This is a genomic window from Paenibacillus mendelii (assembly GCF_024498075.1).
Lineage (GTDB): Bacteria > Bacillota > Bacilli > Paenibacillales > Paenibacillaceae > Paenibacillus_Z > Paenibacillus_Z mendelii.
In genome coordinates, this window is record NZ_JANHOF010000033.1 from 11,111 (window position 1) to 27,774 (window position 16,664).

Below are 16,664 nucleotides of genomic sequence, written 5' to 3' on the forward strand. Positions count from 1 at the left end.
CATGTGTTCGATCATACCCGGCTGCTAGGCATTCCGTACAGTACGGTATTCATCAAACGGTACAGAAATTGACAATGAAGACAGTAGCGATTTTGCGGATGCATCCGGTACGTCCACTCTCGCTTCGCTAAGTCTGTGTTACAACTTCGCTTTCTCCAGGCGGTATTGGCCTGGCGTCATGCCGGTCGCACGCTTGAATAACGAGAAAAATGTGCTTTTTGTTTGAAATCCGGACTGCTCCGTAATATCCGCTACCGTCCAATCGGTCGTCGTAAGCAGGTGAATCGCATATTTAATTCGCTGATCCGTTATATAATCGGATAGGGAAAGCTGATAATGCTCCTTGAAGATTTGCCGGGCATAGTTGACGGATATGCTCACGTGCTCTGCAATATCGTCTACGGAAAGCATCGGATTGTGCAGATGATTGCGCACGAATTCCATCATTTCGGAGACGAACTCTTCCTTACGGCCTGAGCCGCTTCGCGGACGCTGCTGATCCATCATCTGCAGAAGCTCTTGCAGCAGCCAGACCTTCACTTCGCCTATGGTGGAAAACCGCTCAAGGAAAGCATGGATGCTCTTCATCCCTTGAAACGTCTTGCCGTTTTTGAAGCTTTTCATAAGCGAATAAATGATATGAGTCAGCTGCAGCTTGCATTCTTCGTAGCTTAGCCCCTGCATATGCCGGGTAAGGCTGTCCAGATCGGCGCCTAGCGCGTCTGCGTTCCGAAGGCGGACGGTATGAATGGCTTGCTTCAGCAACTGTTCGTCTGGAACGCTTCCTTCACCTGCCTGATACCGCTCCAAATCGCCCATGGTGAATACCCGATCCTCATCGCAAAGGAAAGCCAGCAGCGTCAGTTCGTAAATACGGTCATAGACCGGTTGGAGATTGGACCCTTCGTCAAGCTCGGGACTGACTGCCGCCTGCAGCTCCAGCTTCAGCCAGCGCCTGATTTGAACGCGCACGTCTTCCATTGCTTCCAGGACGCGGGCCTCCTCATCATCCGAAGCAGAAGAGGAGATTAGCGCCACGATATGATCGGAGCCGAAATCGACCGTTTCCGCGGCGAATTCGTGGTTTGCCAGCACCTCCGCCATCATGTTCCCGAGCGCATATCGCAGCAGCTTGCGCGACGTGAAATCGTAGTATTCCGTGAACCGCCCGTACGATTCCAGACGGATAACCGCGATACGGAACGTTCCCGTCCGAAGGATAACAGTCTGCTTTCTTATAAACTGCTCTGCAGGGCCGGAAGCTTTCGAGCTGAGGATCCATTGCCGCAGCAGATCGTCCTTGATAAGTGCTTTGCTGCTCTTCAGGGACATGTCCAACTGCTCGAGCCTGCCTACCAGCCTATCAAAGCTGGAATCGAGCCAGGCGATCTCGTTGTCGGCATGCGCCGAATCCGCAATCGGCTCCTTGAGCCCAAGCTTGGATTGAAGCCGAGCAGTCAAGTCGCTTATCGGCTTCAAACGTCGATACGATTGCCAGAACAGAAACAACAGCAGCGCAAGGACAAGGACGACGGAAGAGACGATAATGTCGATCCGGATACGATCGATTTTAGCTTGCCATGCCGAGATAGGCGACAAAAGGTAAACCTTCCACCCTTCGATCGGCAACTCTGCCGTCTGAATCGACCAGGTTCCTTCGTCAGTGGCCCATTCCCAGCGCGACGAAGCCGATGCAGGCTTCTCTGCCTTCGCCAGCTCCGACGCCAGCTCCGCATCGGCATTGCCGAGAATGAACGCTTTGTTCGGGTCTTCGACGATCATTTTCTTCTGGTCCTGCCCGGAGATTTGCAGCATATGCTCATTTAGCAGCGGCTTGCTGAAGAGAATCGTCACGTACCCGCTATAGTTCCGGTTCGGCCCGGCTGCCGGCACGACAAGCGCGAGATACGATTTGCCCTGCACGTTATGATCGAAAAATTGCAAGTATGGCGTCGTCCCTTTGCTTTTTATTCCGTTCAACATGGATTGGTCGTAGTAATCTTGCGGTGTATAGAGACCGGCTTCAGAGGAGGAGTAAATTTGATTCATCTTGAAGTTGAACAAACAGATGCTATGGATAAAAGGTTCGCTGTGCACAAATTCCCGCACGCTTGCAGCCGCTTTATACAACGACAACGGGGAGTAATTGTCCCGGTTCATGTTCAGCCACAGCGCAATATTTTCTTCTGAATATACCCTAAGCGCGAACTGGCGTAATTTCTGCAACGTAAATTCCGACGTTTGCACGACCTGCTGCATTTTGTCCTGATTGGATGTATTGATTTCCTCCATGGTGCTTTGCACGAACAGCCGGCTTAAGTACATCGTGAACGCCAAAGTAAGCAAGCATACGGCTATGCAGGAGTATAAAAAAAGGCGGGAATACATCTTCCGTGGCTTAATCCGACTCCACATTCTTTTCTCCCCCGCTTCCCGCGTTCCGTTTTTAATCCGATAGCCTCCTCCGGCTTTTCCAATATGAAATTTATTCCTAAAGTACGGATACTATTACATTGCAACGCTTACGATCATGCGCGGAAAGCACACGGAAACCGGCCCTCCACCTAGAAAGGAGGGCTTCCGAGGAACAAACCGCCCTCCGAAGCCCTGCAGCACAACCGAAAACGAAAAAGAAACCCGATGTTTAAAAAAACGTGGGTTTCTCTACAACCTGACGGGAAGAGCTAGTATAGCCCTTCCCGTAAAGGAGCTTTTGCCGCATGATTAATTCGAATAGACATCTTGACCGGGGTCTGCTCCCAGCCATAACGATTTGAGCGGCACCATCGAATCCTCGGGGACGTAATACTTGAAGCAGTTGCTGCTAATATCGCCAAGCAGCTGGCGCCGGATAGGCGAAGCGTCTTCAAGCATTTTGGCCGAGGCCTTATGATAATCAATCGGCCGCATCCAAATCGGGCTGTAGCCGATAAACAGCTGCCGCCTCGTGAAGCCGGATCGATTCGGAGCGCCGGCATGCCAGAGGTTTTGCGGGAAAATAAATACATCGCCCGATTTGCCGCATACCTGCATTTCCCCTTCGACAGGCACATCCACATTCATTTGTACCGGGGCGAAATCGGCCTTCAGGTGACTTCCGGGAATGATCTTCGTATTCCCGCGATCCGGTTCCGACATATCGCTCAAGATGTAGCCTACTTTAACATAATAGATCGAAGAAAGCCCGTGAATGCGCGGAAACTGCGGATGCGGTCCATCCTGGTGCCAGTTAATGAAGCTTTGAGAATCCGTCCTGATATCCCCGGGATTCGGCTTGCGCACCGTTAAGTGCGAGATGTGCAGCTGGATATTGTACCATAGGATATTGACCATTAACGGCAGCAGAGCCGGTTCATCGATAAGTCCGGCAAATTCCGAATGCCGCTCTACGCTGTTATACCAATTGTAGGATAGCGCTTCGGCTTCGCCGGCCAGCAGCTCATCGACGGCCAGATTAAGCCGTGCTATCCGTTCTTCCGGCAGCACGTTCCGCAGAATTAAATACCCGTCCCGATGAAATTGCCGGACTAGCTCCGGAATATCGAGCTGTTGCATTGTCATCGTGAAGCCTTCCTCCTTCTTATTTGCCGTAACCGAGCTCCTCCAGCTGCTTGGTCGATGCATCCATGTACGTTTTGAAGTTCATGCTCGATTCAAGCGTGCTAAGGAAGCCTTCGTACCCGGTAAGCGGATTTTTCCCATAGATAAATTTGACGAACTCCTCTTCTATGAAACGACCTGCGTCCGCCGGATTATAGCCATCGGGATTGGTCAGGAATCCGTTCAGGATTTGAATTCTCGGCTGACTGTTGGCAAATTCGATATATTTGGTTTGAGGCGCGAATTTCGTTTGCAAGTAGGTCATTTCCGGCCGGCCGGTAAACTGGTACAGCCAAGTGAAGCCTGCTTCCTTGCCCATCAGTTCGGTAGGCACGACCTTATCGCCATCCAGATTGTAGTGCGTTCCGCTGATTCCGAACTGTACCAGCATCGAACCTTCCTGACCGGATACGAAGTTCAGCAGATCAAATACTTTCTGAAGTTTTTCCTTGTTGTTTTCCAGCGCTTTCGGGATCGCGTATATCCCGGAGGTTCCGCCTATGTCGAACGGACCGTCGTATTGTCCGCCCGGTCCTTTCGGAGGCGCGAGCTGGATCCAATCGGCGTTTGGATTCACTTTCTTGATTTGCTCGGTAAATTGATCCTTGCTAAGGTTCGGCCAATCAATCCAGATTATTCCCGCTTGCCCCTTGATCGCCTTCTCTTGATGCTGAAGGCCGGTATTCGCCATAATCTCCGGGTCGACCGCTCCGGTGTCGATCAGTTTCTTGATATAGCCAAGCGCGTCTTTCATCGCCGGGTCATACAAAGAATTGGTCAGCTTCCCGTCCTTGACGTAGAACGTGTTCGGGTCTCCTACGCCGAATGCGCCGAAGATCGGTGCGAACGCGGAAATCTTGCTGCTGGTAAGCCCAAGCGTATCTTTTTTGCCGTTGCCGTCCGGGTCTTGATCGGCGAACGCCTTCACCACGTTCAGAAATTCGTCGGTCGTCGCAGGCGGCTGGAGGCCGAGCTTATCGAGCCAATCCTTACGGATCCAATAGGTATTGTAAGGGATGTTGGGCGCTTTCGGAACGGCATATACTTTGCCGTCCATCGTCGTCTTCTTCAGGCTCTCGTCACCGATAAAATCCTTAACCGGCTGCAGCTTATCCATGTATGGGGTCAAATCGAGCAAAAGCCCCTGCTCCACGAATTGTTTCAGCGAAGCGCGGTCCGGCACTTGGAACAGATCGGGAAAATTACCGGAAGCCAGCCGCACGTTCAACTGGTTTTTATAATCATCCCCTGACGCGTATACGGTTAAATTCAAATCCGACTGAATCGCTTTGTCAATGGCTTGTTTAATAAAGTCCTTGTCCGGAGTCGGCAAGTTGTTGCCGGTTTCGATGATGTCGAGTTTGATCGCGCCTGCTGATTCGCCGGAATTCGCCGTGCTGCCGCCCGGTGCGTTGGAAGACTCTTTGTTTGAGGAATTGCCGGACGAACAGCCTGCAAGCACGCTGCACGAAAGAATGATGACCGCGAGCATGACGGAAACAGCTTTCATTCGCTTCATGATTTAGGTTCCCCTTTCTTTTAGGGCCGGGCGATGAAGCGGCGGAACAGGCGGAAATAATCTCGAGCTGTCTTAACGTTTGTCTCAGCCTACATTCTCGCCGGGCCTTTACAACCCTTATATTGTTTCAACCGGCCTCTCCGCCCTGCAGTAACGGGGTGCCGAGCTTCAACCTTTGACGGAGCCGAGCAGCATGCCTTTCGTAAAGTGCTTCTGCAAAAACGGATAAACCAAAATAATTGGCAGACTGGCCAGAATAACGGAAGCCATTTGCAGCGTTTCGCTCGGCGTCATATTTTCGGCATTTTCGAGCGGCTGCTGCGTTTGGATCAAAATTTCCCGCACGACCACCTGAAGCGGAAACAGCGACCGATCGGTCACAAACATGATCGCTTGAAAAAATTCGTTCCAGTGGCCCACCGTATAGAACAGTCCAATGGTCAGCGTGACCGGCACGGAAAGCGGGGCGACGATCTGCAGCAAGATTCGGAATTCCTTGGCCCCGTCGATTCTTGCGGATTCGAACAGTTCTTCGGGAAGCGACTCGTAGAAGCTTTTCATAATGAGCACGTTGAAGCTCCACACGAGGTTCGGCAAAATCATCGCCCAAATCGAATCCAGCAGCCCGAGCGACTTGACGACCAGGTAGGTCGGTATGATCCCGCCGCTGAACAGAAGGGTAAAGACAACCATCATGAGAAAAAAATTGCGGCCCGGGAGCTGTTTGCGGCTGAGCGGATAGGCCATTAACGCCGTGATCGCCATATTCATAATCGTGCCGATCACCGTTACCAGTACGGTAACCCCGAAGGCGCGGGGAATATTTGACTCCGTGAGCAGCTTATGGTAAGCGTCGAACGTGATCGATCTCGGAACGAGAATGAAGCCTCCGTTTTTGAGCACTTCGCTGAACGGCGTGAGCGAAACGGACAGGACGTACAGAAGCGGGAATACCGCGACAAGCCCGCACGCGAGCAGGATAACAAAGACAACGGCATTTGCGATGCGGTCATTCGTGCTTTTTACCATATGCCTTCCCCCCAACGCTTCGCGAGTTTGTTCGACCCCAGCACCAGGACCAGCCCGATCGCGGCCTTGAATAGTCCTACCGCCGACGCCAGACTGAAGTTAAGCTGCTGCAGACCGGTACGGAATACCCAGGTATCGAGAATGTCGGCGACGGCATACACTTGAATGTTGTACATGATATAAATTTGCTCGAAGCCCGCATCGAGGATATGGCCCAGTTTCAAAATCAGCAGCATGATGATGACGGTCCGGATACCGGGAAGCGTAATGTGCCAGATCATCCGCATTCTTCCCGCGCCGTCCACCCGAGCCGCTTCGTAAAGCGTAGGGTCGATGCCGGAAATGGCCGCCAAATAAATGATCGCGCCCCAGCCAAGATTTTGCCAAATTTCCGAACCGACCAGAATTGAGCGAAAATAAGATGTCGAGGTCAGGAAGGGAATCGCCTCTCCCCCCGCATCTTTCAACCATTGATTCAACAATCCGGAGCTTTGGGACAGCAGCGCCAGCAGAATGCCGTATATGATCACCCACGACAAAAAATGCGGCATATACGTTAAGGTTTGGATCAGCGATTTGAACCATTTGATTCGGCATTCGTTAAGCAGCAGCGCCATGGCGATGGGAGGTATCATGCCGAAAACCAATTTGTAAAAGCTGATCAGAAACGTATTGGTAAGCAGCTGCGAGAAATAAGGCGAATGAAAAAAGGTTAAAAAATGCTTGTTCCATGGGCTTGCCCACGGACTAGACCAGATCCCGTCCATCATGTTGAAATTTTTGAACGCGATGATGACGCCGTACATCGGGATATATTTGAAGACGATATAATAAATGAGTCCCGGCAAAAGCATCAGGTAGAAGGCCTTGTAGCGCCAAATGTTTCTGCCGAATTCGGAGACTAAGACCGGTTTCGGTGCGGTTTCTTGAACGGGATGGACTGCAGTCCGCTGGTTCATAGGATCACCTCGCTTTTTTGTAAGCGCATTCAGTTTGAATGGCCAAACCCAGTATATCAAGGCGAGCCTTGCTTTAACTATGCAGTAATCTTGCGAAATGAAGAACAAAACCGACAATTTTTCAGCATGGTTCCGGTTCAGGATCTTAGATGAATGCTGGGTTGACCATAGGTCAACTCAAACCAATCATCTCTAGATGAATGCTGCGTTGACCATAGGTCAACTCAAACCAATCATCTTCGCTCGACGGGAATCGTAATGCAGACGACCGTTCCCATATTCGGCCGACTGCCGATCCTTAGCCCGTAAGAATCGCCATAGCGGAGCCGCAGACGGTGGTGGACGTTGGCCATTCCGATGCCGGAGAAGCGTTCGGCGTTATATTCCGCCGGCTGCTCGTCAAGCGCTTTGCGGAGCTTCGACTTCTCCATGCCAGCCCCGTTGTCGCGGATAAAAAAACGCAATTTCCCTTTGCGCACGGATCCCCGGACGCGAATGAGCCCGTCTCCGCGGTGGGTAGGCACAATTCCATGGAAGACCGCATTCTCCAAGATCGGCTGCAACGTCAGCTTGAGTATGCAGCAGGACAACGCTTCAGGATCGATTTCTTGAACATACCTGAATTTGTCTCCATACCGGATTTTTTGGATTTGCATATACATGTTCAGTCCTTCCAGCTCTTCTTCCACCGTTAAGAATTCTGACGTTGTATCGAAGCTGAACGATAGTACGCCGACCAGAGCTCTGATCGTTTCTTTGACCTCTTTCGTCCGGTGCTGCTTGGCCAAACTTCCGATGCAGGCCAGCGTGTTATACAGAAAGTGAGGGGCGATTTGGCTTTGCAGCACCTTCAGTTCGAGCTGCTTCTTCCGCTCTTCCATTTGCTTCGTTTCCTGCAGCAGATTGCGGATCCGCTCCATCATGGCGTTAAAGCTTTGGGCAAGCCGCCCGATCTCGTCCTCCCTTTTCACGACAAGGCTCGGGATCACGCCCATATCATGAACCCGGTCCATCTTGACTGCAAGCATCCGGATCGATTTGGTCATATAGCGGGACATGCCGAACGCCATGAACAGCAGGACCCCGAACCAAATGCCGGCGGCCGTCTTGTAATTATCGAACAAGCGGATGACGTTCTGATAGAAATAACGGTCTTTGATCAGCACGAGCAGCGTCCAGCCAAGCCGGTTCTGTCCGCTTTTGACGACGACGAGCTTGCCGGTCGGCCCGCTCATTTCGCTTGCCGTTACCGGGAGCTCGGCCAGCTTGCCGACGAACGGCTCGGGGAGGTCCTCGTGATACGTGCCCGGTTTTTGCGGCAGCATGCCGTTATCCCGGTCGAACGTGACCACCCTGTCCTTATCGGACATGATGACGAACGTCTGATAGGTGCCGGAGGTTAATTCGCTTATTTTCCGGTTCAGTTTATCCAAATCGAGCTCGATGACCGCGACCCCTATAATGTCGCCGTTGTCGGCGCTGACAGGACGGGAGATGGCCACCGTCTCGCCGGAGAGCGGAGATACGTAGGGCTGACTCACGACCGCCGCTCCATAGGTTTGCTGCGACTTGTGATAAATCGAGCTCAGCTTCGGATTGCCGATAATATCGTAATTGACCTGGGAGCTGGAAAACACTTTGCCGTCCTTGCGGATGATATACAGCGTTTTCACGAGCGCGCTGTTGTTTTCGGCAATGAACCGGAGCGATTCGGATAGTTTGCCGCTGTCCCCTTCCCGAAGCAGTCTAGCGTCCGTCGATAACAGCAGCAGCACATTCCGGCTATTGTCCAGATACGTATCAAGAAACTGGTTCGTGCGCGCGATCAAGACCACGGAGTCCGATAGCATCTGATTTTTAAACAAGTCGGCCGCCTTGTAGTAGTTGTTACAAGCTAGCAGGATAAAAAACGCGAACGTTACGATAAATAAAAACAGAAACTGTCTGGTCGCGAGGCTCCAACTTCTGTACCAGCGATAGATTCGGTTCATTCGCTATCACTCTCTTCCATCTTGGTCAGCCATCCTTAGCTCGGTTGGAGCCGCTCCTGTCCATTCGCGAAATATGGCGGAGAAATAACGGTAGCTTGGAATGCCTACCTGCTGCGCAATCTCATATACCCGAAGCGAGGTATGCTGCAGCAGATCGGTCGCCTTCCTGATTCTTTTTCCGGTCACGAAGTCGTTGAACGGAACGCCCGTTTCTTCCCGAAACAGCCGGCTCAAATAATGCGGGCTCAGCCCGACCTCCCGGGAAACGGTGTTAAGCGTGATCGGCTTCTCCAGGTTCGCCTCGATAAACGCCTTCGCATCCCTGATTTCCCTGCGGCATTTCTTGATCCTGACCGACGATTCGATTTCCTGAACGAAAGCTTCCGCCAGCTCATTGATGGTACCGGCATTGGCGATTCGACTTGACGCCCTTCGCCTATTGCCGCCTTGAGCCGCTTGTTCCCGGTGCCAGCCGCGCAGCCAATCGGCTACGAACGTCCGCAGCTCCTCCGGAACGATGCGTCCGTTCATCGCCCAATGCACGAAATCGTCGCGAATGACCTTCACCAGCTGTTCCCGGTTCCATTGCGCCTTGCTCAGCTTGTCCGACATTTCCTTCGCCGATTGTTCGTCAAGCGAAGCCGGCCCGGTCGACGGCATCCTAAATACCCGGCAAGCGCTGTCATAAAAAACCGCATCCGGCCTCTCGCAGACTCCGCGGTACATTTCCATAAAATCCGCGCTCCTTCGAATGGGTTCGCTTATGACGCCATACAGCCTGTACGCATCGCTCAGAAAGGGCAGCCTGCGGTCGAGCGAGTGATACAGCTCTCCCGTTATCGTCTGCATTTCGCTGCGCATTTCCGTCGGATTGCCGTCCTCCGCTCGAAACACCAGCACATAGATTCCGCTATCGGCTGGAATCCAGGAAAACGGCATTCGTGCTTCCAGAGTCGTTAGCGAATCTTCGAATGCTTGATGAACGAATAAACGGCCTTCCTTTCTCGACTCCACATGAAGCGCGGCAAGCTGCAACGGAAGCTTGGTCCGGAAAGAAGCTTGCAGCCAGGCCGCGAGCTCGCCGTCCTCGGCCGTCTGCCGAGTCAACTCCATCAGATGCTCGGTCACTTTCCGGCGTTGGCGCTCCGCCTCGCCGCGCTGCAGCGATTTCTCGCGATAAACGATCTCCCTCGCCCGTTGCATGGCCTGCGCGAGATCGCTGTCATCCATCGTGACTTTCACCAAGTACTCTACCGCACCGAGCTTGACCGCTTCTTTCGCATAAGCAAATTCCGAATGGCAGGTAAGCAGGATCACCTGGACATGCGGGAATTCCGACTTCAAGCTTCGAAACAGCTCGAGTCCGTTCATGACCGGCATCGTAATGTCGGTTATGACGATATCCGGCGTGAGGCAACGGCAAAACCGCAGCGCCTCCTCGCCGTTCTCCGCTTCTCCAACCCATTCGGCATGATGTTTCTCCCAGGAAAACAAACGAAGTTCCTGACGGATCGGCAGTTCGTCATCGACAACCAATACCGTTAACAGATCGTCATCCATTCGGCACCCCTCCCGAAAGAAAGTTTCACATTCGGCGAACAACAAGTAGATGGCCTGCACAACAGCTGCAGAACCATCTTATTTTTCGCGCCTATCTATTATGCGTACACCCTGACCTCGACGATTTCGGCACACAGGCTCCCGTTTGTCGCGTAAGCCGCGATTCGGATCCTGTCGGCGACGACCGCCGTATCCAGCGTGTGGACGCGCTTGCGCTTATGATTGTTTTGTCCTTCCGCTACAGTAGTCCATTCGCCATTCGCGTATACCTCAACAGCATAATTTCGAATCAATTCCGGCAAGATTGCAAACGGCGTGTGATGGTGATGAAGGTTGATCAAGTCCTCGTTCACGTCGTCATTGAATGTAATGTGGACCGACTTGACGTTCACCTGCTTCACCCAGCTCAGTTCCAGCCATTCCGGCGAGTCATCCCGCATGGCGGCGGACGACCACAGATGCGGACCTGCAAACGGACGGTGAAAGCCGTCGACGGCTTTCGCCGGGGAGAACGCATGTGTCCGCGAAAGCAGACGGAAGCAGAATGGCTTGCGCACGAAAGACCGCATGCTCCATTGGATAACAGGCTGCGACGGCTGATGGTCCTCTAGGTCCGCGGATACGATCGGCGTCGGTCCTTTGACGAATGCAAGGACTCCCGTTTGCGGCTGACCGGACACGTGCAGCGAAAGCCGCTCGTCGGCTTTAATCATGAGGAAGGCGTTCTGCGGGGCAGCCGGTTGCCAATGCACGTCCAACTTCACCCATTGCTTGACGCCTTTGCCGACCTGCGCCGATGCGGACACTTGCAGCGTATGCGGGACGTAATTCTCGCCGCGGCCCGTGCTCCACAGCTCGACAGCAAGCGTCGCGGCTTCCGCAGCATCCACCAACAGCTCGATGCCGCCAATGTCCGGGTCCGCCGGCAGCAGCAAGCCGACGTCGGACTTAAGCGGATAGGCCTCTGCCGGCGTTTCCACCGCGAGCCGCGTCAACGTGCTGGATGCTTTAACGTTCGCCTGCAGCGCCAGATCGGCCGGATCCTCGTTGCGCAAGCCGATAATCGAGGCGTCCTGCCTCAGCATCGTTTGCTGCAGTTCATGCAGATGGCCGTTATGCAGCTCGCGCGGCGTAATGCCCTTCTCCACGCTTAAAGCCGCCCCGGTGCCTGCGGCTTCCCCGATGATGGCGCAGGTTGCCATTACACGCGTCGTGCCGAACGCGACGTGCGACGCGCTGATGTCGCGGCCGGCCATGAGCAAATTGTCGACGTTCACGGAATAAAGCGAGCGGAACGGAATATGATAGATGCCGTCCATATGCAGGTGCTTGGATCCGCTTTCCGTCGAATACATGCCTTGCGGCGGATGCAGATCGATGGACCATCCTCCGAACGCGATGCGGTCCTCGAATTCGCGCTGCGCCACGATGTCGTTCTGATTGAGCACATAATCGCCGATGAACCGGCGATACTCCCTTTTTCCGGGGAGAGAACCGACCCATTCCAGCGTCATATGATCAGCATCGAACTTACCCGAGTTTTTGATATAATCCCAAATGCCGTAGATAGCGGCCCACAGCTCGTCGCGTATCAGCTCGTTGTCATGAACGGTATCGAATTCACCGCCCCATTCGATCCACCAATAGGCACAGCCGTTATCGCCGCTGCGGATGACCCGCTTCATCGGAATTGTCGTCTGCGTGATGTCTTTGGCAAAAGAAGGCGGGATGTATTTCACCGGATGGCCCGCATCCTTCGTATAGAACAGCAGCGTGCTGCCGAGCGTAATATCGTCCGCCACGGCAGGCGCCCAATCCTCGTTGTATTCGTCCTTCGACTCACGACCGACCCGATGCTTGGCGCCGGCGAGAAACCCAACCAGCCCGTCGCCCGAGCAATCGAGAAACATTGCGCTTTCAAAACGGATCCGTCGCTCCGATCCCATCATCCAGCCGGTAACGGAACGAATCGTCCGGTTATCCTCGTTTCCGTCGGCTTCGGCTTCATGCACATCCGTATTGAGGAATAAGCGGATATTCGTTTCCGCCCGCACCGCCTCCATGACGACCAAATCCCAAAAATAAGGGTTTCCGTCCATATTGCGAAACTGGTTCTCGATGAACATTTCGCCCATAATGCCGGTTTCCCTTGCATAGCGGTGAGTTCCATGCGCCGTAGCGCCACACACCCACACCCTCACCTCGCTGCTGGAATTTCCGCCGAGCATGGGCCGGTTTTGGACCAGCGAAACCGTTCTGCCTAGTCGTGCAGCGGCGATAGCGGCGCAAACCCCCGCCAGTCCGCCGCCGACAACCGTAATATCCGACGATACGACCTCCTGCCTCATCTCCCATACACTCCTTTGGATGAAATGAATATCTATAATTTCATGATATAAGATCCCCTTTTTAATTAACATGCATTGTATTACGATGATAGATATACTTTATTTCATAAACTTCAACAAAAGGTAGGCGCGCTTATGAAGTCCGATTATTATGCACGGTTGGTTTCTCACGTTTACTGGGATCGCAAAGAACGGTTCGCGCTCGACCGCGATATTTATCCTTACTGGTCGATGTTGGGATAGTACCAGCGAAGCTGTCACCAAGTGCCAACCATTATAATTCTCCTCTCATAGCCCTTTTTAGCTCAGAAGGCTCCCGATCTGCCGGTAGCCTTCTCTTGATGTTGTATTTAGGTCCCGCCAACATTACACGAAAATATACGCTAAACCTTTCAAATGTGACCGGCTTATCGTTTTTTCTTACTCTAAGCGAAAAAGAATTCTTGACGAATCTCAGCCTAGAAATACCTGCGATATAATTCTCTGCGCAGCTCACCTCGTAGCTGGGCATATATTTAAGAGGTGGATGCTTTTTCGTGACCGAGCATTCCTTGGATAAATTCCAGCGGTGCACCGTTATCCAACAATTGGCAGGCGTAGGTGTGCCTGAACCGATGTGGGTAAACATTCACAGCAATTTTCCCACGGGTTGCTAGCTTTTTTAATGAGTAACGAATTGTAGGTATCGACATCCGGCGAGTAGGTGCTTTGCAGGAGTCATGTCGGCTCTCAAGGTATCTTTTAAGCCAAATCTTACATTCGGTTGTAAAATAGACTTCCCTTTGTTTTGCTCCCTTACCGTTTACAATAACTGAGCAGTTTTCCCAATCAATGTCTTCGATATTTTTTTTTTGCACTTCACCAACACGGCAGCCTGTGCAATATAAAAATTCAAGCAGAGCATATTCACGAGGAGAAAGGCAGGATATCTTTAGATGAATGACATCCTCTTCGATTAGAAATTTGGGGATGCGTTTATCCGTCTTTGGCTCTCTCAGTTTAAGGGCAGGATTCCGCGAAATATGCCCTTCCTCAAATGCAAATCGAAAAAGCGAACGTACGAAGCGAATTCGATGTCCTAAACTGCTTGGCTTTAGCCGCTCCGACTGTTTAGACAAGTAATTTTTAAGCAAATCTAAAGGGATTTCCTCAATTTCAATATCACCAATTCCGCCAATTAACATCTTGAGTTGCAGAGCGTACGCTTTTAAAGTGTGAGGACTGAATCCCAAAATGCGCTTATCAGCTTCATACAAAACCCATAATTCTTTCAATTTCATAACAAAACCCTCCCGTTTTTCATTCTAGTCTCACTAGAATCGGGTGGATTTAATCATAAGAAAGAAATGCTCAATGGCTGCCGTATGGCGCCAATGAGCATTCAGCTATCGTTCTCCGTTAGAATTCCTGTAATACGAATAATTTGGAGTTTGAACAAAAACGAGCGCCTCTGTACGATGGGGTTACGCACGAGGTCATTGCCTCAAAAAGCCCATCAGGAGGTCGCTCTACTATGAAGTTTAAGGCACAGGACAAGCAAAATCAACTCATTGAAAACATTACCGTTCATCACCTGGTCGTCGGCGTAAACATTGCCCAAGAAGTTCATGTGGCCCGCGCCGTTAGCTTTCGAGGGATTGCCCTTGGAACTCCGCTCGAATTCGGCAACCATTCTGAAGGGTTCCAGATGTTCGAACGCTGGATTCGGGATCTGCTTAGGACTTACAAACTGAGCAGCGTCATAGTTGGTATGGAACCCACCGGCCACTATTGGTTCAGTCTAGCACGCTGGCTTGTCGCTCAAGGTATTGAAGCCGTTCTGGTTAATCCTCATCTAGTCAGAAAGAAGCAGATATGATCAAAAACGGGTACTACTCCCCCGTTCGTTTTCATACGGAAGCTTACGAGGAACTGCGTATTCTTATGTCAAACCGAGAAACGGTTACCAAACGCCTCAACAGTGCGGTTAATCAGATTCATCGCTGGGTAGACATCGTCTTTCCCGAGCTTCGCAAGGTCTTTAAAATCCTTACTTGTACCAGTGCAATCGCAACGCTCAGACTCTTCCCTTTACCGAAAGAAATCAGTCGGTTAAATACGGAACAGGTTCTTGACGGTTGGAAGCAATATGTGAAGCGTCATGCTGGTGTTAAACGAGCTGAGCTGCTCATTATGCTTGCAAAATCCAGTGTGGGTACCACCCAAGCGCTTCACGCTTACAAGCTTCATCTTGGGCAATTGCTCGAGGAATATGACTTGGCCAACCGCCAACTTGAACGAATTGAACACGAGCTCCATCTCATTCTTGATCGTATTCCTTACGCACAGAAGCTGCTTGAAATACGAGGCGTCAATGTAACGAGTCTTACAGGTGTACTCGGTGAAGCCGGTGATCTAAGCGGTTATACACATGGTAATGCTCTGCTTCGACATGCCGGGTTGAATCTAGCGGAGGCCAGTTCTGGGAAGTGGCGTGGAAAGATGGTGCTCAGCAAACGGGGCCGTCCACGTCTTCGGCATTTTCTCTATCTAATGACGATGTGTATGGTCATGACGAACTCGGAAGTTCGAGCCTCACACCGTTACAATGTGGAGGTAAAGAAGCTGAAGAAGATGAAATCCATCATGAAATTATGCGGTAAAGTAGCGCGGCTGCTAGTCGGTCTGGCAAAAAGCAGTGAGGCTTACGATTCAACCAGAGTTTTCCCACAGGTATCCTAAGATCAGTCGATCCTCACCAGCTCAAGCATTCGCAGGATGACAAAAGAAGCACGGAGTATCGGGAGATGTTACGCAAAAGGGCTCGGACCCGTTCCGTTAGAAAGACCGACCTCCACCCCGTAGTTAGATGTGACGAAGGAATGAAAGGGCTATGACCCGTTGAGACATGGGAGCGAGAATCGCTAGGGGCAAAGTGGAGACGTGCTCATATGGAACAATATGGGTGATTAATGTTCACCTTTATTTCGTATGCCCAATTCACCATTTCCCAGCCATCGACTCCACCAACATCCTCTTCTTCATACTAACTACAGGATGAAATCCTGCGAATTCATGAGTCTGAGTGAGGAAACTGAATCATTTCGAGGGAGCGTAATAAATGTAGAACTTGAATGGCTGACTGTTCATCTTCAAGAAAGAAAACCTGTTCCCCTCTGTTGCATTCGTAAATAAAATCCTTAAGACTTTTACTGTTATACACTTCGAAATTGCCCACAACCGCCAACTTTATTTGATAGTTCACGTATTTCTGTAGAATATCACCTGCTAATCTTGTCTTTAATTCGAAAAATTCCTCCGTAATGTTGGATTGGTGAATAACGATCTTATAGCTATCATGATGAAATTTAATGGACGCCATTAAATCCAAAGCATCCTGGACATTTCGGATTATTATCTCGGAACTTTCTATAATGGCTACCTTTGAACCATTTTGCTGATCAACCCTTATATTCATTATGCGTCTCTCCTGTTCAAAATAATGGACTGGTCGATTTCGGATAATTTATGCTGTGCTATCGAATAAAAAAAGTATACAACAAACCTGCTATTTTACATAATTATGGAGATAGCTGTTCATATTCATTAGATTAACCTCCCTCTATGGAGAATCACTTTTCTCTTAAATACTTACGTTTTCTTAGATTTTGACCCAAGT

At 51.2% G+C, this 16,664-nt stretch carries 10 protein-coding genes and 1 pseudogene; 1 reads left to right on the forward strand and 10 read right to left on the reverse strand.

From position 1 onward, the window contains the following. Positions 1–138: 138 nt before the first annotated feature. The 9 genes from NNL21_RS35165 to NNL21_RS35205 all read right to left on the reverse strand — a co-directional run bounded on the left by NNL21_RS35165 (position 139) and on the right by NNL21_RS35205 (position 14,286). The gene (locus tag NNL21_RS35165; protein WP_204822792.1) at positions 139–2,415 is read right to left on the reverse strand and encodes a helix-turn-helix domain-containing protein; all 2,277 of its coding nucleotides are present in this window, start codon (positions 2,413–2,415) and stop codon (positions 139–141) included. Positions 2,416–2,724: 309 nt separating this feature from the next. Next, positions 2,725–3,561, reverse strand: coding sequence for a phytanoyl-CoA dioxygenase family protein (locus NNL21_RS35170; RefSeq protein WP_204822791.1), 837 nt, complete (start codon positions 3,559–3,561; stop codon positions 2,725–2,727). Between the two features lie 19 nt (positions 3,562–3,580). Continuing rightward, positions 3,581–5,119: an extracellular solute-binding protein gene (locus tag NNL21_RS35175; RefSeq protein ID WP_204822790.1), complete on the reverse strand. Its 1,539-nt coding sequence runs from the start codon at positions 5,117–5,119 to the stop codon at positions 3,581–3,583. 168 nt (positions 5,120–5,287) lie between these two features. Beyond that, positions 5,288–6,148 carry a carbohydrate ABC transporter permease gene (locus NNL21_RS35180; protein ID WP_204822789.1) on the reverse strand — a complete coding sequence of 287 codons (861 nt, stop codon included), beginning with the start codon at positions 6,146–6,148 and terminating at the stop codon, positions 5,288–5,290. Beyond that, entirely contained in the window at positions 6,142–7,002 is an 861-nt protein-coding gene (locus tag NNL21_RS35185) for an ABC transporter permease (protein ID WP_256555695.1), read from the reverse strand. The genes NNL21_RS35180 and NNL21_RS35185 overlap by 7 nt, the downstream gene beginning before the upstream one ends. Positions 7,003–7,340: 338 nt before the next feature. Then, positions 7,341–9,098, reverse strand: a complete 1,758-nt coding sequence (locus NNL21_RS35190) for a sensor histidine kinase (protein ID WP_204822787.1) — start codon at positions 9,096–9,098, stop codon at positions 7,341–7,343. A 6-nt stretch (positions 9,099–9,104) separates the two neighbouring features. Further along, entirely contained in the window at positions 9,105–10,658 is a 1,554-nt protein-coding gene (locus NNL21_RS35195) for a response regulator transcription factor (protein WP_204822786.1), read from the reverse strand. A 98-nt stretch (positions 10,659–10,756) separates the two neighbouring features. Continuing rightward, on the reverse strand, positions 10,757–13,006 hold the full coding sequence (locus NNL21_RS35200) for an FAD-dependent oxidoreductase (RefSeq protein ID WP_204822785.1): 2,250 nt from the start codon (positions 13,004–13,006) through the stop codon (positions 10,757–10,759). Between the two features lie 515 nt (positions 13,007–13,521). Then, positions 13,522–14,286, reverse strand: coding sequence for a tyrosine-type recombinase/integrase (locus NNL21_RS35205; RefSeq protein WP_204822784.1), 765 nt, complete (start codon positions 14,284–14,286; stop codon positions 13,522–13,524). 233 nt (positions 14,287–14,519) lie between these two features. Here NNL21_RS35205 and NNL21_RS35210 point away from each other — a divergent pair. Next, a pseudogene (locus NNL21_RS35210) lies at positions 14,520–15,727 on the forward strand (IS110 family RNA-guided transposase). 331 nt (positions 15,728–16,058) lie between these two features. Here NNL21_RS35210 and NNL21_RS35215 read toward each other — a convergent pair. Further along, on the reverse strand, positions 16,059–16,463 hold the full coding sequence (locus NNL21_RS35215) for a DUF4180 domain-containing protein (RefSeq protein WP_204822783.1): 405 nt from the start codon (positions 16,461–16,463) through the stop codon (positions 16,059–16,061). Positions 16,464–16,664: the final 201 nt, after the last annotated feature.